Origin of the sequence: Peribacillus sp. FSL E2-0218 (genome assembly GCF_037992945.1) — a bacterium.
In the GTDB taxonomy this organism is placed as follows: Bacteria; Bacillota; Bacilli; order Bacillales; family DSM-1321; genus Peribacillus; species Peribacillus simplex_B.
In genome coordinates this window covers 1,056,802-1,077,078 of record NZ_CP150304.1, presented here as the reverse complement: position 1 = coordinate 1,077,078, position 20,277 = coordinate 1,056,802, and the positions used below count along the sequence as shown (strand labels likewise).

The window sequence follows — 20,277 nt, the reverse complement described above, 5'->3', positions numbered from 1 at the left end:
AAAAGAAGCCTCCAGACACGGTTCGTGTCTGGAGTTTTTTTATCGGAAATCTCAGGAATTTTTTGCTGTAGGCCGGTTTATCCCCGATGCGGGGCGAAATACTAACTCGTTCGGACGGATTATTCCGATGTTGGTCGGATTTTCTGCTCGGACGGGCAGATTATTTTACACGTCAGGCATTTTTTCCGAATGTGCTTGATATAGATCGAAAATTTCGGACACTCATGTAGTTCAATTACGTGTAATCGGCGTTGACTTGCCGTTCTTATAGGAACCGCAAGTCTGCCCTTTCACTAATTTCTTTATTGGAAGATACTGCTCATCTAGCACCCTGTACTCTTCTAATCTGCGAAAATTTTACCTGGATTCATAATTCCTTTCGGGTCCAGTGCATATTTGATCGTTTTCATCACTTGGTAAGCTGCTCCGTGCTCCCTTGACTGATACTTCAATTTCCCAATCCCGACACCATGTTCACCCGTACAAGTGCCACCTTTTGATAGAGCATATTCGACAATTTCTTCATTTAATCGCTTCGCCTCTCTCACTTCCTCATCGTTCTGTAGATCAATCATGAACAAAACATGATAATTGCCATCACCTACATGTCCTACGATCGCTCCCTCCACTTTGGAAAGTTCGACCTTCTTCCTCGTTTCCAAGATGGCATTCGATAATTCATGCAGCGGTACGCTTACGTCGGTCACCATCAGTTTCTTGCCCGGAGCACTATGAATGAAGGCATACGCGAGATTGTGCCGGGCCTCCCACAAAGCATTCCGTGCTTTTGAATCCATTTCGAACTGGATATCGCCACACCCAAAATCACTTACTATTTCCTTGGCGAATTGGACATCCTGTTCCAAACCGGCAAAATTCCCGTGAAATTCCAGAAATAAGGTAGGTCTGACGTCATAGGCTTTGTCCATGAATTGATTAACTTTTTTTATTGATTCTGCATCAACCAATTCGATTCGTGCAATCGGGATTCCTGCAAGCATGATCCCATTGACCGCAGATACAGCCTGTTCGACGGTCGGGAACGTCGCTCTTCCTGCCATGGTGACTTCAGGGATTCCATATACCTTTAATGTCAGCTCAGTAAAAACACCTAATGTACCTTCCGATCCTACAAACAGGCCATTCAAATGAATGCCTGATGAAGATTTTGTCGCTAAGCTGCCCGTGTGGATCACTTCACCGTTTGCCAGTACGACTTCCAGATCCCTGACTTGATCACGCATTATCCCATATTTAACCGAGGTCGTCCCACTTGCATTCGTGGCGGCCATTCCGCCCAGCGTCGCATCGGCGCCGGGGTCGACGGAAAAGAACAGTCCATACTTTTTCAACTCTTTATTGAGGTGTGTCCTTGTCACGCCCGGCTGCACCTTAACGAGAAAATCATTTTCCCTGATCTCCAAAACTTGATTCATTAAGGTCATATCAAGGGAAATCCCTCCTTTAACCGGAACGACATGCCCCTCCAAGCTTGATCCTAACCCGAACGGAATCACAGGAATATCGTGGTCATTCGCATACCTCATGACTGCACGTACTTCTGCCGTATCCTTTGGATAGATAACCGCATCAGGTAAATGCGGTGTATGGTACGATTCATCATGACTATGCTGTTCCAATAACGTTTCATTCACCGTTACTTGCTCATCCGTCAATATATTCCTTAAGTCCTCTATGTACTGATTCATCCTGCACCCTCCTTTTTTGACAAAACATTCTGAAAACGATAACCAAAAGGAGATTGCCCATTGGGGGCAATCGTCACTCTCTTATTTGCCAATCCCTTTCGCTTTATCCGTACATGCCTTCATTGCTTGTAAAATGCCCGATCTAAGCTGTGCCTCTTCCAAAGCAGCCACTGCTGCTATCGTTGAACCACCTGGAGTGCAAACATCATCCTTTAAAGCGGCTGGATGCCTTTCCGTTTCAAGAACCATTTTAGCAGCCCCCATTACAGCTTGTGCTGCCATACGGTATGCTTGTTTTCGCGGAATGCCATCTCGAACCCCGCCATCAGCCAGCGCTTCGATGAACATGTATACATATGCTGGAGACGATCCACTTATGGCCGGTACTGCATCCATCAAATTCTCATGAAGGATCTCCGTTTTTCCAAAGCTATTGAGCAGTGCCGTTACATTTGCGATATCATCATCCGTGATTTCATCGTTAATGCTTATGGCTGTCAAGCCCTCACCCACAAGGGAAGGAGTGTTTGGCATCGTCCTTACGACCTTCACTTTCCCTTCAAAGCTGTTTTCTATTAGAGAAATATTGATTCCTGCCGCCATCGTAATGATCACGGTGCTTCCTTTTACATGACCCTTCACCTGTTCAAGCACTTGCTTATGCATGGCAGGTTGAATCCCAAGAAAGAGAATGTCGGCAAACGCGGCAACTTCTTCATTATCGATGGTGCCTTTAACCTTATGTTTCGTGGTGATCTTCGTCATGGATTCCAAGCTTGCAGTACTTACCATGATTCGATCGGGCGAAACCACCTCAGCAAGCAACATGCCCTCCAGCATGGCCTCCCCCATTTTACCGCAGCCGATAAAACCGATTTTTTCATTCATATCTTACACTTCCTATCCAGATCCATCTATATTCCTTCTTATTATATCGGATTTGCTATATGGAAACACGCCGGAATATCCACTAGGAAGAATTTAGCGATTTCCAACCGAATTACTAAGGGGATATGGAGAAAATCTTGATTTTTTTAGCGAAAAAAAACCATTGACTAATTGGTCATTTCACCTATATAATTTTGACCTATCAGTCACAATGAATACAGTTTGAGGAATGGGGAAATGGTATGCAAATGGAGAAAAAAGCAGTCAATACCAGGCTTGTCTTAACAGGGTTGATCATTGGAATGTTTTTCAGTTCATTGGAACAGACGATAGTCGGGACGGCCATGCCGACGATTATCGGGCAATTGAATGGTTTTACCATATTCGCTTGGGTAACGACTGCCTATTTAATAGCTTCAACGACTGTTGTACCGATTGTTGGAAAGCTTTCTGATCTATATGGCAGGCGATCGCTCTACCTGCTTGGTACGATCATTTTCACGATTGGTTCATTTTTATGTGCCACTGCCACCTCCATGGAGCAATTGATCATTTACAGGGGGCTGCAAGGCATAGGCGGCGGAATGATCATGCCCTTATCCCAGACGATCATCGGCGATATCTTCTCGGCGGAACAAAGAGCCAAATGGCAAGGAGTATTCGGTGGCCTCTTCGGGTTAAGTTCTGTCATTGGACCTTTTCTTGGCGGAGTGATCGTAGACCATATCAGTTGGCATTGGATCTTCCTCATCAATGTGCCGACAGGGTTATTATCCGCCATCCTGATTTATGTCGGGTTGAAACATGAGTCGATCAGTAAAACGGAGAAAGTGAATATTGATTATCTTGGCATCTTCACCTTGATACCTGGTATTGTCCTATTATTATTGGGCTTGACATTCGGTGGTGATAAGTTCGATTGGGCATCCCTTGAATCTCTCTTGATTTTCGGCTTTACCATCATCTTCATTTCTCTATTCATCATTTTTGAAAGAAAAGCAGTTGAACCGATCCTTGATTTAGCCCTTTTTAAAAATCGTGTTTTTGCGACCACCAATATTCTCGGATTCCTGCTTGGCCTCGGCATGTTCGGGGCGATCATGTTCGTTCCCCTGTTCATGCAAGGAGTGCTTGGCGTTTCACCTACAAAAGCGGGATCGACCATGACTCCCATGATGGTCGGTTTAATTCTTTCCAGTATCGTAGGCGGTAGGTTGTTATTAACCTTCCGTTTTCGCACAGTGCTTACCTTTGGAATGGCCATCGCGACTTTAGGCTTCTTCCTAATGAGTACGATGGATGGCAGTACGACGATTTACACTGCCTATTCCTTCATGGCCGTTCTTGGAATCGGGATGGGGCTTGTCATGCCGACATTGATGATTGCCGTTCAAAATGAATTTCCTAAGTCACAGCTTGGATCGGTCACGGCGGCCTCTACCTTCTTCCGATCAATAGGCGGGACGATGGGCATCACGATTTTAAACGCAGTCATGAATCATAACCTACAGAAAAATATGGATGATGCAGCACTAAGCGAAAAGAATCCGATATTGCACGAGGCACTGACTGCACTAGCGGATAAAACGGATAAGTTATTCAACATCATGCTTTATCCCGAGAATCTTAAAGTACCTGCTGAAGTTGGCAGCGTCCTGATAAAAACGATCGAAAACGCTTGGATAGATGCCTTTTCCAGTGTTTTCGTCACTGGTATCTTTTTTGTTGCAGCGGGCATATTAGTGGCACTTTCCGTGGGATCCGGCAGAATCAAAAAAGATCAAGAAACGGAAAAAGAATTAAGTTGAACAAAAACAAGGCCGGCTGAGTGGTTCAGCCGGCCTTGTTAATCCCTTCAAATCGATGTTTCTTCTTCTTTGATTAGGGAAACTTACCTGTAAGCAATAAAATGGAGTGATCATATGACCGAAATAACGAACCATTCAATCTTATCAGGCGATTTTTATGAACAACCCACGCTCGAGCTGGCAAAATCCCTCCTCGGGTGCCTGCTTGTAAAAGAAACACCGACTGGAACCGCTTCTGGATTCATCGTGGAGACCGAAGCCTATATGGGTCCTCTTGACAGGGCTGCACATAGTTTTGGAAATAGAAGGACAAAACGGACGGAAGTGATGTTCGGCAAGTCTGGATTGATTTATACATACGTCATGCACACCCATACTCTGGTCAACGTCGTAAGCGGCGGGGCCGGGAACCCGGAAGCCATTTTAATCCGGGCGGTTGAACCTTATTCAGGCCTTGAGACCATGCAGGAAAGGCGCGGCATTGCCGACATGCGCAAATGGACGAATGGTCCTGGAAAGCTGACAAAAGCACTGGGCATCACCATGGAGGATTATGGCCGATCCTATACGGCTCCCCCTCTTTATCTCGCTGTCGGGAAGCAGCCTGAACACATTTCCTGCGGCCCCCGCATCGGGATCGATAACTCTGGGGAAGCCAAGGATTATCCGTGGCGTTTTTGGGTGACAGGAAGCCCCTATATATCCCGCACCCGCACCATTAATAAAGGATGAGCCCACTCCCCTCCATGATCAAGTGATATTGATACACTTGATCATGGAGGGGATGAAGCTCGTCCCATCTGTAACGCAGTCCATGCCTTAAATGACTTTAGTTTGACTGCTCATATACGGAAGGTCGCTGGCTTCTTCGAGATTAATGATCAACTTCATCACTTCAACCATCCCCTCAGGCTTATCAAGTTCAATTTCCTTATGATAGGACTCGATCGAAGTGGTCCATTTCTCCATTAATTCCTGGTTCAACAACGTTTCCTTCATTTGTTGTTCAAATGGCCTTTTCTGATTAAGCTCGAATACAAGCTTTTGTTCATTTAAATACTTTAAATTAATTTCCTCCTGGCCGGGAAGCATGGAATGGACGAAAATCGGCAGCCTTTTTCGTAATGCTTCGCTTATGGTGACACCGCCCGGCTTCGTAACGATGGCATCAACCTCTTCATAAAGCTTATTCATTTCAACTCTTGATGAGATGTAGGATAAAGGCTTGATATGAGCCAAATTCCAAGATTGGATTTCATCATACAGTTTGTTGTTATTGCCACAAAGTACGAAGTAGTCGAACTCGGTCGACGTCTTTAATTGGGCAGCTATATTCAAGATCCCGCCCAGGCCGCTATTCCCCCCCGATATCAAAATTTTAGGGCGATCCGATGTTTTTGGTTCACTGGCGATTTTAGTGATGTCCTCATGGACGGGGATGCCGGTGACCATCATCTTTTGTTTTGGTATTTCACGCATGCTCATTAACTTTTCTTTTGCTTCTTGGCTAGGGAGAAAATGGGCATCTATCCCTTGTGTCCCCCACACATTATTAATGAAGTAGTCCGTGTATACATTAATGATGGGGATATTGCATTTCCCTTTTATCTTTAACTGGCTCAAAAGATAGGAAGGAAAACCATGTGTACATACGATTAAATCGGGTTTTTCCTCAGCTATCAATTGTTCCATCTTTCTTAAGAATATAGTTTGATACCATTTGAATGCCCATTCCTTCGATGTTGGAACATAGAAAAGGTTTTTATAGGCGAGGTTATAAGTTTCTGGTGCATACCTGATCCATTTTAGGTAACCAGTTGTCACCATTTTTTCTAAAGAATTATTTGTATAGCTTATCAAATCCACTTTTTTAAAAGCGATACCGTTTGAATGCTTCTTCAACATATCCATTAATGCCTCAGCAACTTGATGATGTCCTGACTGCATTCGAAAGAGAGGTAAAAACAAAATCTTTTTCATACGTGTCATCTCCTAAGAAATCATACTTTGAATACCATATTTCATATAGACAAATACTAGCAGGCTCGGAACGGAGATCCTGCTACAATAAATTATCATCTTTGCTGTACACGTTCTTGTTGTCGAGAATTCCAATGATAGTTCAAAGTATAATAAGTCTCCATTGATAAACTTATTTTCCAATAGGAAATCAGTGCTAACGCTTCATGGAAAAGAAGTGACTCTCAATTACTGGACTTTTGTTTCTTTCTTTTAATATATTTGAAAGTGCCATATAATACAAAAATAAATAAGAAAAAGACACCTAAATACGGAACATATTCAGGGTTTATATTGAATGCATTCCCCATATAATATCCAGCCACTATAAAGGGGACAGTCCAGAGGAAAGTGCCCAATAAGGAAAGAAAGAAAAATTTACGGAAAGGGATATTGGATATCCCAGCAAAATAAGGGCTAATTTGCCGCATCCCAGGTATATAAAATCCAAATACGATCGTCTTTTGGATATTTTCCATATAATTTATTTTTGCCTTTTCCCAACGCTCATTGGTAATCCCAACGTACTTACCATATTTATTTATAAATGGGTACCCCACATATTTCCCACAAACGTAAGCTACGAGCATCCCTATAAAAGCACCCAGAAAAGCAGATAATACCGATAGCCCAAAGGCGAGTTTATCTTGGACGATCAACACTCCAATTAAAAAAAGGAGCGATTCTTCAGGAGCGGGAATTCCAACGATACCGAGGAACAAAAAAAGAAAAATGATCAGGTATCCATATATATTAATGAAGTGTAAAATCGTATCGATATTCATGGTACCCCCAGAATTTATATGTCTCTTAACGTAACAAACTTCGTTCCCTTTTCTTTACTTTCGCGTAAATAAATTTCCAAGTTTTCAATCATATGCAGTGGTGCCTCCTTATCCGCTCCCAATGTTTCACCACAGTCATGCAGTAGTAAAATTTCGCCTTCATTGGAAGTTGTCCGTAATCTCTCAAGCAGGTTATTTCTGCAATTATCCACTTTCCAATCACCAAAGATGGCCGACCACATGATCACCCTATAGTTCTTGCTAAGAATAGGTGTGAAAATATTGAAATGTCCCCATGGAGGCCTATAAAAACCGACCTTTTCCTTCGTACATTCAGTTATTGCCTTTTCGGTCATACCCAATTGCTTCTTTAATTGAAATGGTGAAAGGACCCAACTTGAAACATGGTCAAAATGATGGATTCCAATCACATGCCCATCCTCATGCATTCGTTTAATGATTTCAGGATTCTTCTTCACCTTACTGCCAACCACAAAGAACGAAGCTTTTACTTCATACTTATTTAAAAGATCGAGCAATCTTATTGTATATTCAGGGTTGGGCCCATCATCAAAAGTTAATGCTACCCCGCCATTTTTCTTTATATTTTTGGTTATTCCCAATCCGAATCCACGGATAAGCACCGTAGGAACTAACGTATATAGTAGAAATAGAGCCAATAAAATAGTAAAACCGACCATCCATATAACCATCACGTAAAAAACCGATCCTCTCCATTTTCATATCCTTGCTTGAATTCACCTAATAAACTGCCACCTTTTCAATATAAAGGGATTGTAATGTAAATTCAATTAAACAATGAAACGATTTACATTTTCGTAAGGGCTCTGCCCACAGATCCATACTACTATCCTTTCCCCATCTTATTGTATTATTAACTTACTTCTATATTCGGGGAGATTGACGGCTCGTTTATCGAATATTGATACAAGAGGCTACCATTCCCTTTGATTAAAACATTATACCAGCCTTGTGCCTTAGTTTTAGCCGGCTTTTAGCCCCATTATTTATAACGGAGGTGGCCGGGCTTACATCCAGTCATGGATTAAGAGGCTCTATATGGGAAAATGATTACTATTAGGGATGACTGAAATGGAACATCTTAGCTGTAGGTAACTGGCACGATTGATAAATGCCGATTTTTTTCTGGAAAATTTAGTTCTGGGGACTGTGTTTAGGATATGCAGCTTTATGAGTAGAGGATAGGATTGTTGATCAGGTGAACTTAATTTGAAGTTTTCTATAAAAATCTGCTTCATTTGTCACAAAATTCTACATTTAATGTACCAATATCCCAAAAAGAAATTGAAGCGTTCCATTTTTGAAACAGGACAACAGCTTAACCATTTCAAGTTCAGCAGAAATGCTAACTTTGTATATTCCAGATAGTTAGTTACATGGATTTACTTACCTATTTTTTCCAATACAGCATATGGAATGACACATCTTTGACTCCCCCCTAATCGTTATCCGGTTTCGCTGCCTTGGATGGGGTGAGCACTATATACGTTTCGACGAATCTATTGATGTTTCATGTGCACAGGAAAGAAGTTGCTGGAAATTTGCTGATGAAAAAGAAAATGAAACCTTATAACAAGATTTCATTAATTCTCACAAAATCATATTAATAGGGAGTTAGTTTTCCTGGAATATATTACGTTTTATTTTCTTCTTCCAGTAAGCTCTTCATCACTTTTGCTGGATTACCTGCCACAACTGAGAATGGCGGCATACTTTTAGTGACGACGGCTCCAGCTCCAACTACGCAGCTCTCCCCAATTTCCACTCCAGGTAAAATGATGACCCTCGCTCCAATCCAACAATTATCCCTGATAATTACCGGTTGGATTGGACTGTAATCGTAAAATCTTCCCACGTCCTTGTGGAATTGCTTGTTTCTTGTATAAACTATGCAATCAGGAGCCAATTTAGAATTTTTGCCTATAACTGCATCTGCACCTACTAGGCAGTTAATTCCAACAGTGCATCCATCCTTCAATATAACCCCTTCCTGAAGATTAGCCCCTCTTTCGACGCTAATTCCTTTACCGAATTCCACAACAATCTGTCTCGCTACAAAGTTCCTGAAGTTCCTTCCTAGTATTTTACCGAAAGGATGATCCGATTGAGGCAATAAACCGCCTATATTTCTTAAAACCATTTTATTAAGTTTAATCCAATATTTTTTATAAAAACCATATTCCATGTACCCTTTTTCATTTCTATTCATGTTTTAAACTCCGTTTTCCAAATGAATTTTACCCCATATATCATATAAGCACAGTAAAGGGCATGGGCCATACCGTATTAGCTTCAAGATTCTATTAATATAAGTTAATAGAATCTGATATTTCACTCCTTTTTCTGTAAATGTTTAACGCCTTGCACGCTCATTAACCTTAGCAGTACCACGATTACATAGACTGCTTCAAACCCTAATTTATGGATAATCGCAGCAAGAATAATCACACTAGAAAAAACTATTTATAAGACCAATACTTCCTTTTCCTCATACCTCACGCAATAAACTTTGCATTTCCATAATCACATAATTGAGTTGGCTCATGATACAGGGACCTTCCAGTCTTGATGATTCCTTTCGTTGGGCTATATCACCCATTTTTCCGATAATAGACCATTGTTTGTTTTAATAAAAAGCTTTCTTTAAATCATTTTTTATCATCTGCCTGCTGTGGTGGATGTCTTTCCTGCTTGTGAAAAGCTGATTATTGTTGAGATTTTCTTCGTTCACTCCATTAATTGCCCCAATGATAAATTTCATGCCCTTTTACCTGCAGGAATAGGCAAACTCCAAAAGAATAGTTATATCTGTTTGCCACTTCTTGCATGATAGTTTTATAATACTGTTATTTTCAGAATTCGCGGTTCCAATTTTGAAATGACATTGACCAAAATTGATATGATCCTCTGGTTACTTCTACTTCTTAACTTGCCATTCTTGTTTATGATTCGTCCGTGCAGAGTTCACTGACGCAATTACATCATCTATCCAAAAAAAAAGGCCTTCATCAGAAGGCCTTTCAGTTTGTAGACAAAAGGGGTTCGGAATTAAAAAATTCCGAACCCCTTTTGAAATTCCTTTGAAATTTTAACCAAAGGTTACGAGATTTGGGCTCTTCGAGCCGCTATGTTAAGCCGTTTTAGGACCTTGCCATGTCCAAGTGGCCATCTTCTTTACATTCATGGCAGCGAAAGTAAGCATCGCCTGCATCGACAATTTTTTAAGTCCCCTTAAAGTAGTCCAACGCATACCATGCTTTTCTTTTGCATCTGCGAATACACGCTCAATCGTTTCTTTGCGTTTCGCATATATAGGTTTTACCTCTTGATGATGACGCAGATGATCTGCTTCTTCCACATATGCTTGCCAGATATGCCGTGTCACTACTTTTTGATGGTCTTTGCTTTCCGTACACCGTGATAAAAATGAGCATGTTGCACAAATTTGTTTGGGCGATTTGTACTCGCGATAGCCCTCTTTATTTGTTGTTGAGTACTTTAAAGTTTCTCCCGAAGGGCAAAGGTAACAATCAAAGTGTTCATCGTAAACATAGTCATGTTTGCGAAAGAATCCTTCTTTTGTACGAGGACGTGTATAGGGTAAAGCAGGTGTGATTTCTTTGTTAAATAGGTAGCTTGTAATCGCTGGTGTTTTATAAGCTGCATCTGCGGCAACTGCTTCTGGTTTTCCAACTTTCTCAATCACTTGCTCAACAAGTGGCTCCAAAATATGACTGTCATGTGTATTACCAGGTGTTACAATCGTTCCCAATACAAAACCGTTGCCGTCTGCGGCCGCATGGAATGAATAGGCAAACTGTTTTGTTCGTTCATCTTTCACATAGTAGCCACTCTCAGGATCCGTAGTACTTTCTTTAATTGCTTTGGTTTCTTCCTTATCAAATTTATCTGGTGGAAAAGGCTTCTTTCCATGGTTTTCACGATCTTGATTGATTTCTTCTTGAAGACGTCCTTGATACGCTCGTGTTTCTTTACGAACGATTTTCTTTTCAAATTTCCGTTTATTCGCACTGGCTTTCACATGTGTGGAATCCACGAAAACGTGTTCTACACTTATTACCTTTTTATTAGCAGCTGTCATTAAAATGCGACAGAAAATCTGTTCAAACAGGTCTGTATCTTTAAAGCGTCGCTCATAATTTTTTCCGAACGTAGAGAAATGAGGTACTTTATCATGGAAACCATAGCCTAAGAACCAACGGTAAGCCATATTGGTTTCAACTTCTTCAATCGTTTTACGCATGGAACGAATACCGAAGGTATATTGAATGAAAGTCAGTTTAACTAAAATAACTGGATCAATACTTGGGCGTCCTACCTCTGAGTACATATCTTTCACCAAGTCATAAATGAAAGTGAAGTCAATGGCAGCCTCCATTTTACGAACCAAATGGTTCGGTGGCACCAGTTGATCTAAAGTAATCATTTCAAGTTGATCTCGCTGAATAGAATCATGTTTAGAAAGCATCCTCATCACCTCAAGTTTTAATACTTCAATTTTAAAACAAAAATGACTCCAGTCAAAAGTGTTCTATCTAAAAGGTAAGACAAAATTGATTGGAACGGAAGGTACGAGACTCCTGCGGGAAAAGCGCGTCTAGGGGAGACCCCGCAGGCAAAGCCGAGGAGGCTCCCCGACCGCCCGCGGAAAGCGAGTGCCTGGAGTGGAAATCAACGTCTAAATTGTACAGGCCATAAAAATAGACAAACTCGATTTTCATCGAGTTTGTCTACAGTCTGAAAGGCCTTCATCAGAAGGCCTTTTTTGTTGGTTTCATAATTCCGCACCCTTTCCGTGAATGGCTGCCTAGCCTCCCGCCGCAATAATCTAGCGGGGTCCCTCAGTTTCTTGAATAATGCAGGAAAAATCATCTTCAGGGGTGGGATGGTATTACTTTAGTTCTCTTGCTTTTCTAGGTACTGCCTCATTTTTTGCATATACTCCGGTCCATCCATGGGGTCTTTCACGATCAGTTCGATCAAGCACAGTTTTTCACCGTTGAGATCCTGAGCATTTGAGATGGCATCATCCAATTCCCTGTTCGTCTCGACCCTGGCAGTGAAGGCTTCCTGGCCAAATGCTTCAGGCAATTTTGTATAATTCCACGCTGGTATCTCATTGTATTTCTGTTTTTCGATATCAACCTTGACGTTCAAGAATTTTTCGATCGTATAGCCGTCATTGTTGAGGATGAAAATGATAGGTTTACAGCCATTTTCCAGCATCGAACTTATTTCCTGTGCAGTAAGCTGTATCGAGCCGTCACCGGTAAACAATAGAACACGGCGGTTTTTATCCGCAATACAAGCGCCGAAAGCAGCAGGTGTGGCATACCCGATGCTTTGCCATCCTCCTTGCGCTATATAGGTCACACCCTTTGGCAGCCTAACCTGTGACATGCCATAAGAGAATGTTCCCGTTTCCGTGACCACAATGTCATCTTCCTTTAACATTTGCTGAATCCGGGGATAATAAGAAGCCGCATTCAGTGGTGCGGATGAGTCACCAGCCATTGTGTCATATGGGAACGCGATGGCTGTAACCGATTCCTCCTGCCTGAAGCCGATGTCCTTGAGTGCATCCAGGATATCCTCCGCCTTGACGTTCATATAACTGGCTGCACCCACTTTCAAGGAATCAGGTTGGATTTCGACCATTTTCAGCCGATCAAGCTTTGCTGTCTCTTTTGAGGTATTCGTGTCAGACCAAACCGGCCCAACGGCAATGATACAATCCGCTTCTTCAACGGTCTTGGTCACTTCCTGACTGCCGAACGCCCCGCCGTAAACACCGATATACTGAGGATGGCTCTCATCGAAACCGCTTTTCCCCTGCATTAGCGAAGCGACCGGTACATTAAACCGTTCAGCAAGCTCCTGCACAGATTCTCCAAGGTTATACCGCAGTGTTTTCATATCGACAAGCAGTGCAGCTTTCTTTACCGGCTCTAGCATTTTTTGTATCTGCTCGACTGCTGCCTGCAGCGCGACCTGGTTCGTTTTGGCCTCGTTTTCCAATGGCTCACTGTGAGAAAGCAACGGTTTTGTAACAAGATCGATAGCCACTACCATATAAACCGGCTTTTTCTTTGACTTCGCGATCCTGATGGCTGCCGGTATCTCCCTAGCAGCATTCTCGGGTGTAAGAACCACTGTATAGCCCGTGATATGCTCATATACTTTACGAAAAACATCAAAATCTCCATCCATTAACGTATGATGGGCAATCGCCTTCTTTTTTTGCATCATGGACTTTGGCGACCCCACGATATGAATGAGCGGCACATCCTCACTGTAGGCACCCGCCACTGCATTACATGCGCTCATTTCCCCAACACCAAAAGTGGTGATCAATGCCGAAATGCCCTTCACCCTGGCATAGGCGTCCGCTGCGTATCCAACATTGAGTTCATTTCTTCCATTAATGAATTCAATCCCCTCATATTCCTCCAGGGTATCTAGCAGTGAGAAGTTATAGTCTCCGGGCACACCAAAAATTTCCGTAATTCCTTCTCCTTTTAAACAATCGTATAAATACTGTCCCAAGGTTCTGTTTTCCATCAAATCAACACTCCTCCGAATTATTCATCTCTACTATATTTATACCCAAACATTAGTAGGTTAACCGTATAAGTGTCCAGGTAATGAAGACAAGCCTTGCTACTCTATTACTCTCTGGAAACTTGTAAGCAAACCTTACGGGGCAGAGACTATAGTAGGAAATGATTCATTTCCAAATCAAAATAACTGAAAATTCTTGATTTACCTCGCTTTTTTAATTTATATTTGAATTAATGGAAAGAAGGACTAGGAGGAACATGATGAATGATCATAACGTAAAAAGAATTTTGGAAAGCATCATCAGCACTTCCAATAACAATATCACCGTGACAGATGAAAAGGGATTCATTTTATTTACTAATCCAAACCATTGGTGGATCTATGGAATTGAACCTGACCATTATCTTGGAAAATCCGTTTATCAGCTTGAAACGGAGGGGATCCTCTCACCTTCAATTTCCGCAATGGTCTTGAAAGAAAAAACACCTGTCCAAATCATGCAGCATACAAAAACGGGAAAAATCGTCATGTCGACAGCTTACCCCATCTTTGATGATGATGGTGAACTGATTCGAGTCGTCAGTTATACCCAAGATCAAACGGAAATCAGGAAGCTCCAGGATCAATACGGCCAATTGGAGAAAAAGGTCCAAGAATATCAATCCGAGGTAGAAGAGCTTAGGGAACAGGAAGAGCTGATTTACCGAAGCAAAGAGATGCGGCAAATCGCCAAAACGATCCTGCGTGTTTCCAAAACGGATGCCACTGTCATGCTACTTGGCGAATCGGGGGTGGGAAAGAGCGTTTTTGCCCGAAGGCTCCATGATCAAAGTTATCGCAGGAAAGAGCCCTTCATCGAAGTCAATTGCAGTACCATACCAGAAAGCCTCTTTGAATCGGAAATGTTTGGGTATGAAGCAGGGTCCTTCACAGGGGCGCAAAAGCACGGGAAGGAAGGCTTGATTGAACAAGCTGATAACGGAACGCTTTTTTTGGATGAAATCGGCGAGCTGCCTCTGGATATGCAAGTGAAATTATTAAATGTACTGCAAGAGAAGACGTTTAAAAGAGTCGGCGGAAAAAAAGAGCATAAGATTGATTTCCGGCTTGTAACGGCAACCAATCAAAACCTTGAGGAAATGGTCGAAAAGGGTGCTTTCAGGCTCGATCTGTATTACCGCTTAAATGTGATTCCCGTCCAAATACCGCCTTTACGAGAAAGAAAAGAAGATATTGCTATCCTAATCAATCATAATCTCGAGATCATCAACAAGAAATACAACACAAATAAGAAATTGCATCCTTCCACATATGAAATCCTGATTCACCATAAATGGTCCGGGAACGTGCGAGAATTGGAAAACCTTATTGAACGGCTCATTTTGACCTCGGAAGACTCCATCATTTTCCCAGGCTTCCTCCCCGCTCAATTGCATGGACAGGATTCTTTTGGGAATCAAGATGATACCTTGATGCTCGATCAAATGCTGGTGGACGACAGTGACCTTAAGACTGCTCTTGAACAAGTGGAAAAGTGGATGTTGATGAAAGCGAGCAAACAATGTAACTCCACATATGAAATGGCAAAATCCTTAGGCATCAGTCAGCCGTCGGTCGTAAGGAAAATGAAGAAATATAAAGGTCAAGTGACGTGATACCAACAAACCATGTACATATTAATATGGGACTTTCATAAGAACTTCCCTTTCCTCTCGCCTGTCTGTCACAATATGTTGCCTTTTTTCTTCCACGTTGCTGCCATAAAAATCGGGTAAGCCCGATCTGCCCAGCCGCACAGGGAAAAGAGCTATCCCTTAACTGTCATTAGGATAACTCCGGTAATTACAGGATGTGAACCCCAACTTGGATCTTCCGGCTTATGCTTGATTCAAGTTGAGTTTCTCATCGATTGAATTTCTTTGACAAAGCGCTCGGTAAACCCCGACTGAATGCGCTTTAAAGCCTATCGGCGGTGTTGACATTCCCTTCGGGGATGACTGGTAGATGAAAATCTCCACGGCATTAGCACGAATCCCAACGGGCCCGCCTCTTTTTGCGGCATCTGCCATTCGTTTCATATTATCAGATCCACATAATGGTTACCCTTCTATAGCCTGACAAGATACAACTAACCCTTTTTTGATTGTTGTTAACATGTCCCTCCCCCTCTCCTATCAATTTGTAAGACCATTCCACATTCAAACATTCGATTCCAAGGTGCGAATGTGGTGATTTTTTCAAGTTTGATTCCTTTAAAACTATGTAAAATCATTTCATGGTAACGCCTTATTAATCGATTATCTCTCTCTCTATTTACAACTCCCGCTTCATTGTTCAGATTAAAGTACGTGAGATTATAATTGGGGAGAAAATCGGCTACCATGTCCATTCGAACTTCCGTTTGGTAAAAATAGTCATCTAGTAAATGATACATGATATTTTCCTCGATGATGTCCGCCTTGCCATTTAGAGCGACAACACCTTGACAAATGGTTGAACCAAGTGTGTTACAATTCGTATTCCATCCTTTATAGGACAACAATTTATCCAGTATTCGTTCTTCATCCAAAAGTGTGATCAACTCCCGATCTCCCCCGTTCGCATAGGCAGCATCGGCAACCACCACTTTTTTTCCGGATTCTATAAACGTCCTGATAGAATCAACAAAGGTTAACATATTTCGAAAACTTGTGTATGTAATATCTTTTTTATGTTGATCCCATGCCTCTTGCATAATACGGCCTGGCGTATTATAAGCAAGTATTAAATCCGCATCTTCAGCGCTCGTTACTAATTGACAGCCTGCCGCTAGTACATGTGATTTTAAACTTTCAGCGTAAGGGCGATCCTCATACATGGGAATCAATTGGGGCCCAAGCGAACTACTCCAAATCGGATAAATCTTTGGCCTTTTCCCCATCCATTCATTATATACACGCGCCAATAAAGTCGCTCCCACCTCGTCCGCTCCAGGATACATATGCACTTGCTTATACAAGCGTAATTGTTCTATCTTCTCAGCAACCTTTTGTTGGTCCATTGCCGTGTATCCATATTCTGCGCTATCATCTTGAGGAATTGATAAGAATGTAATTACACCTTCCTTGACAAGCTCTAACATACTCGTGTTTATCATGGAATTGAATGCTCGTCTCGATTCATAGTCTTGTATGTATGACTTGGGCAACAAGGATACAATCTCTTGTAGCTGTCTCTGTTCTTCTTCAGACAACTTCTCGCGAATTTTTTTATCTGATAAGTAGGCACGCATGAAAATTTCACGGCCCCACTTTTCATAATAGTCGGGTTCTTCATCACTTGAGCTGTATTTTGGCGTACGCATAATTAAATTGGAGGCATAAATGGGCACGTGTGGATATGCTTTATGTAGGGTTCGCATTCGTTCCATCCACATAGTCACAGTATCTATTGATAAATCATGCAAACGGGAAGGCAGTAAACCTCCATACACCAACATATCGATGCTTAAAATCATAGCATCTGCGTTACTCGCAGCTTTAGTCAACCAATTCCATAACTGGCTCGTATTAGCTGCAACTTTTTTGGCCCCGAGTAATTCTTCACTTGGGAGGATTACTTCCATATTTGATGAAGAACGGGCAATGTTTTTTATGTAATCAACATTACATGGTCGCTCATCGATGGGTACGTAGACAATTTTCATGCGATTACTCCTTTTTAAACTTCTTTCTTGAAGCGATGAATTGAAGTTTCCTTTCTACGTGTATAGCTGGTAGCTCATGTCCAAATTCTGGATATACTTGGATGTGCATCTCACCGCCTAAATGATGATATAAGGCAAATCCGCTGGAAGGCGGGCACACCCTATCTTCCAATCCTACTCCGATTAATGAAGGGCACGAAACAAAACTCGCTAGATTCATACAATCGACATAGCTCAAAGCGTCAAAAACTGCTGAACGGTTTTTCTGTAAGGGATCATGCAGTTTAAAATAATGATTAACTTCCCGATAAGGACCTTCTGTTGATAGTTGAATGGATCGTTTAAAATGAGTAAGAAAAGGAACATCAGCTAGTAAGTACGAGATGCCTTCTTGCAAGGCAGCTGTCGCAACTGCTAGAGCGCCCCCCTGACTTCCTCCCTCTACAAAAACATCCGTCTTTCCTGATAATTCCCTTATAACATCAACGCTTCTATAACAATCCATATACACATAACTGAAGTAATAGTTATCCGGATCTGTAATTCCAAGTGTCATCCAACCAGAGGAACCTCCATTCTTGTATGGATTGTGATCGGGTGAACGAACATTTTGCCCTCTGACATCGACTAACATCACGGGAATACCTTGAATTAAATATTTGAATGCGTAGTGCGGCTGAAGAGTGTTCCAATTATATCCGTGAAAGATTACAGCTGCAGGCGATTTTGGATGAACATCTTTCTCAGGTTTTAAATAGGACGCATGTATACGTGAATTTCTGAACCCATTGAAGGTCACATCATACAGTTCTACGCCTGGAACATAATAGGAAACTGGTTCTATAACAATATTTAAACCTTGCAGGGCACTTTCATTCTTCCGATTATTCCAAAACTCTTCAAAATCTTTTTTCTTTGTTTGTTCAGGTCGATACATCTGCAGTTGCTCAAGTGATAAATCAATGAGATTCAACGTGATTCCTCCATAAGCAGGTGACCAGTATTTCAGTAGGTGTTGTGGAATGGTACGGCATTCGGCTTCATCACTTCTTTTACATAATATTTTTTTGGCTGATCACTTCACCATTATTTTGCATTTCCTTTAACAGGACATCCAGTAAGTAAAATGCACACACTTCACTAGCTGAATGACTATATCCTTGTATATCATCAGTGGCAGGAACGAGCAGGTGAATATCAGAAACAAGCGCGACAGGAGAGTCTTGTTGACTCGTAATTCCAATGGTCGTTGAGCCCATATTCTTAGCGCTTTCCATCATGTTCACTATATGGGCATCATAGCCTGATGTACTTAGACCGATTACAACCGTTTCTCGATCTAGTACGTGCGTAGATATCTCCATTTGGTAGAGATCTGAGAATGCGTCTGCTTCCATACCAAGTTTCATTAGCTTATATTTTAATTGCTTGGCAACAAGGGTCATTTCGCCTGCACCGTATAGAAAAACTTTTTTTGCTGACACTAATCGATCTTTAAATTGCTTAATATCTTCTAACTCATTGAGCGTATCGAATTTGTTGAACATTCTCGTATAAGCTTGTTTCACTGAACTCAAGCTCGTGTTTTCTGTTTGTTCGTATAATCGAGTGCTCACAATGGCTTCTTTCGCCATTAATCGCAGTTTATTGTAAGACCCGATTTCTAGCTTCTTGCAAAATCTTGTAATCGTCGCCTCTGACAAATTTAATTGACGTGACATCTCGGATATCGTTTTGTTTGGCATGCTTTCTAAATTTAAAATGATGAATTTGGCGATATTTTGCTCGTGTTTCGTTAATTTATGTGTATTGGATTCGATAATCGTCGTGATGCTTTTTAACGGTTTTAAAGACTCTTGGAGCAAAAAGTGACGAAGCGCTCCGATCATGCCTGCATCATTAAGATTCCGGGCGATTTCAATTTGCACTTTATCTAACACGGCAGGCATGATATCTTTTTCCAACTGTGCCATGATAAGGGGATATAAATACTCTTTTTGTGCTGTAATCCCCCCGCCAATTATGATCATTTCTGGATTCATCATATAAGCGATGGTTGTGATTCCTTTGGCCAAATAGTAAACGAGACGATTGATTTCCTGGATGCAAATCTCATCATCCAACTGTGCAAGAGCAAAAATTTCTTTCCCATCAATCTCACTTTCAGGTATTCCCTTACGCTTGGCAACATTTCTCACTAATATTCTTGTTGAAGCTAAATCTTGAAATTGACTTCCTTCTATTGGGATGTAACCGATCTCGCCAGCACTAAAGCTGTGTCCAGCCTGCAATTTATTGTCAATGATATAACTGCCGCCGATACCGGTCCCTATCGTTAGACAAAACAAACTTTTCGCATCCCTGCCAGTACCAATCCACGACTCCGCTAACCCTGCGCAGTTCACGTCATTTTCAACTTCAACTGGTAATTGAAAAAATGTTTCTAGTTCTTTTTTCAATGGGGTACCTGTATAATCCGGAATGAAGGAAGAGGCATATAAAATCTCCCCTTTATTCGAATCCACTTGGCCGGCCGTGCTAATGCAAATACCGCTAATCGTATGCTGATTAATGAGGGTCTCCCCTAATCGTTTTACCTTATCAAGAATCGCCGGGCCACCCAAATATGCTTCAGTTAGGCATTCATATTTCTCTACAAATGTCCCTTCTTCAGTTAGCACACCGTATTTGAGTATGGTTCCCCCGATATCAAATGCTAAAAATCTCCTCAAAATTCTCACCTTCATTTCTAAGAAAAG

Annotated in this window: 15 protein-coding genes; 3 read left to right on the top strand and 12 right to left on the bottom strand. The window is 41.7% G+C overall.

What is annotated here, in order from left to right:
* Positions 1-341: 341 nt before the first annotated feature.
* Both MHI53_RS05120 and proC read right to left on the bottom strand, forming a co-directional pair.
* Complete coding sequence (locus MHI53_RS05120; RefSeq protein ID WP_340372924.1) at positions 342-1,709, bottom strand: FAD-linked oxidase C-terminal domain-containing protein; 1,368 nt, start codon at positions 1,707-1,709, stop codon at positions 342-344.
* An 81-nt stretch (positions 1,710-1,790) separates the two neighbouring features.
* Positions 1,791-2,597, bottom strand: coding sequence for a pyrroline-5-carboxylate reductase (gene proC / locus MHI53_RS05115; RefSeq protein WP_340372923.1), 807 nt, complete (start codon positions 2,595-2,597; stop codon positions 1,791-1,793).
* 242 nt (positions 2,598-2,839) lie between these two features.
* Here proC and MHI53_RS05110 point away from each other — a divergent pair, with 242 nt between their 5' ends.
* Both MHI53_RS05110 and MHI53_RS05105 read left to right on the top strand, forming a co-directional pair.
* Positions 2,840-4,405, top strand: a complete 1,566-nt coding sequence (locus tag MHI53_RS05110; protein WP_340372922.1) for an MDR family MFS transporter — start codon at positions 2,840-2,842, stop codon at positions 4,403-4,405.
* A gap of 114 nt (positions 4,406-4,519) precedes the next feature.
* Complete coding sequence (locus tag MHI53_RS05105) at positions 4,520-5,137, top strand: DNA-3-methyladenine glycosylase (protein WP_061143269.1); 618 nt, start codon at positions 4,520-4,522, stop codon at positions 5,135-5,137.
* 87 nt (positions 5,138-5,224) lie between these two features.
* Here the strand turns inward: MHI53_RS05105 and MHI53_RS05100 are convergent, their stop codons facing one another.
* The 6 genes from MHI53_RS05100 to MHI53_RS05075 form a co-directional block, all read right to left on the bottom strand.
* Positions 5,225-6,385, bottom strand: coding sequence for a galactosyldiacylglycerol synthase (locus tag MHI53_RS05100; protein WP_061143270.1), 1,161 nt, complete (start codon positions 6,383-6,385; stop codon positions 5,225-5,227).
* A 224-nt stretch (positions 6,386-6,609) separates the two neighbouring features.
* Complete coding sequence (locus tag MHI53_RS05095) at positions 6,610-7,209, bottom strand: DedA family protein (protein WP_061143271.1); 600 nt, start codon at positions 7,207-7,209, stop codon at positions 6,610-6,612.
* Positions 7,210-7,223: 14 nt separating this feature from the next.
* Entirely contained in the window at positions 7,224-7,922 is a 699-nt protein-coding gene (locus tag MHI53_RS05090) for a polysaccharide deacetylase family protein (protein ID WP_081092493.1), read from the bottom strand.
* A 962-nt stretch (positions 7,923-8,884) separates the two neighbouring features.
* Positions 8,885-9,460 (bottom strand): acyltransferase, encoded by a 576-nt coding sequence (locus MHI53_RS05085; protein ID WP_061143273.1) that lies wholly within the window; start codon positions 9,458-9,460, stop codon positions 8,885-8,887.
* Positions 9,461-10,381: 921 nt separating this feature from the next.
* A complete protein-coding gene (locus MHI53_RS05080; RefSeq protein ID WP_340371732.1) occupies positions 10,382-11,740 on the bottom strand; it encodes an IS1182 family transposase in 1,359 nt (452 codons plus the stop codon).
* A gap of 428 nt (positions 11,741-12,168) precedes the next feature.
* Positions 12,169-13,833, bottom strand: coding sequence for a thiamine pyrophosphate-binding protein (locus MHI53_RS05075; protein ID WP_340372921.1), 1,665 nt, complete (start codon positions 13,831-13,833; stop codon positions 12,169-12,171).
* A gap of 257 nt (positions 13,834-14,090) precedes the next feature.
* Between MHI53_RS05075 and MHI53_RS05070 the strand changes: the two genes are divergently transcribed.
* Positions 14,091-15,488: a sigma 54-interacting transcriptional regulator gene (locus MHI53_RS05070; RefSeq protein WP_340372920.1), complete on the top strand. Its 1,398-nt coding sequence runs from the start codon at positions 14,091-14,093 to the stop codon at positions 15,486-15,488.
* A 222-nt stretch (positions 15,489-15,710) separates the two neighbouring features.
* Here MHI53_RS05070 and MHI53_RS05065 read toward each other — a convergent pair whose 3' ends face one another.
* The 4 genes from MHI53_RS05065 to MHI53_RS05050 all read right to left on the bottom strand — a co-directional run bounded on the left by MHI53_RS05065 (position 15,711) and on the right by MHI53_RS05050 (position 20,250).
* Positions 15,711-15,911: a hypothetical protein gene (locus MHI53_RS05065; protein ID WP_061143276.1), complete on the bottom strand. Its 201-nt coding sequence runs from the start codon at positions 15,909-15,911 to the stop codon at positions 15,711-15,713.
* A 71-nt stretch (positions 15,912-15,982) separates the two neighbouring features.
* On the bottom strand, positions 15,983-17,518 hold the full coding sequence (locus MHI53_RS05060) for a DUF4127 family protein (RefSeq protein WP_340372919.1): 1,536 nt from the start codon (positions 17,516-17,518) through the stop codon (positions 15,983-15,985).
* A 4-nt stretch (positions 17,519-17,522) separates the two neighbouring features.
* The gene (locus tag MHI53_RS05055; protein ID WP_340372918.1) at positions 17,523-18,491 is read right to left on the bottom strand and encodes an acetylxylan esterase; all 969 of its coding nucleotides are present in this window, start codon (positions 18,489-18,491) and stop codon (positions 17,523-17,525) included.
* A 79-nt stretch (positions 18,492-18,570) separates the two neighbouring features.
* Positions 18,571-20,250, bottom strand: a complete 1,680-nt coding sequence (locus MHI53_RS05050) for an ROK family protein (protein WP_340372917.1) — start codon at positions 20,248-20,250, stop codon at positions 18,571-18,573.
* Positions 20,251-20,277: the final 27 nt, after the last annotated feature.

Bases quoted from the DNA above. Each gene is read 5' to 3' on its own strand.
- MHI53_RS05120 (WP_340372924.1), bottom strand. From the start codon at position 1,709: ATGAATCAGTACATAGAGGACTTAAGGAATATATTGACGGATGAGCAA.
- MHI53_RS05095 (WP_061143271.1), bottom strand. From the start codon at position 7,209: ATGAATATCGATACGATTTTACACTTCATTAATATATATGGATACCTG.
- MHI53_RS05090 (WP_081092493.1), bottom strand. From the start codon at position 7,922: ATGGTTATATGGATGGTCGGTTTTACTATTTTATTGGCTCTATTTCTA.
- MHI53_RS05105 (WP_061143269.1), top strand. From the start codon at position 4,520: ATGACCGAAATAACGAACCATTCAATCTTATCAGGCGATTTTTATGAA.
- MHI53_RS05065 (WP_061143276.1), bottom strand. From the start codon at position 15,911: ATGAAACGAATGGCAGATGCCGCAAAAAGAGGCGGGCCCGTTGGGATT.
- MHI53_RS05110 (WP_340372922.1), top strand. From the start codon at position 2,840: ATGCAAATGGAGAAAAAAGCAGTCAATACCAGGCTTGTCTTAACAGGG.
- MHI53_RS05075 (WP_340372921.1), bottom strand. From the start codon at position 13,833: ATGGAAAACAGAACCTTGGGACAGTATTTATACGATTGTTTAAAAGGA.
- MHI53_RS05070 (WP_340372920.1), top strand. From the start codon at position 14,091: ATGATGAATGATCATAACGTAAAAAGAATTTTGGAAAGCATCATCAGC.
- proC (WP_340372923.1), bottom strand. From the start codon at position 2,597: ATGAATGAAAAAATCGGTTTTATCGGCTGCGGTAAAATGGGGGAGGCC.
- MHI53_RS05060 (WP_340372919.1), bottom strand. From the start codon at position 17,518: ATGAAAATTGTCTACGTACCCATCGATGAGCGACCATGTAATGTTGAT.
- MHI53_RS05080 (WP_340371732.1), bottom strand. From the start codon at position 11,740: ATGCTTTCTAAACATGATTCTATTCAGCGAGATCAACTTGAAATGATT.
- MHI53_RS05100 (WP_061143270.1), bottom strand. From the start codon at position 6,385: ATGAAAAAGATTTTGTTTTTACCTCTCTTTCGAATGCAGTCAGGACAT.
- MHI53_RS05085 (WP_061143273.1), bottom strand. From the start codon at position 9,460: ATGAATAGAAATGAAAAAGGGTACATGGAATATGGTTTTTATAAAAAA.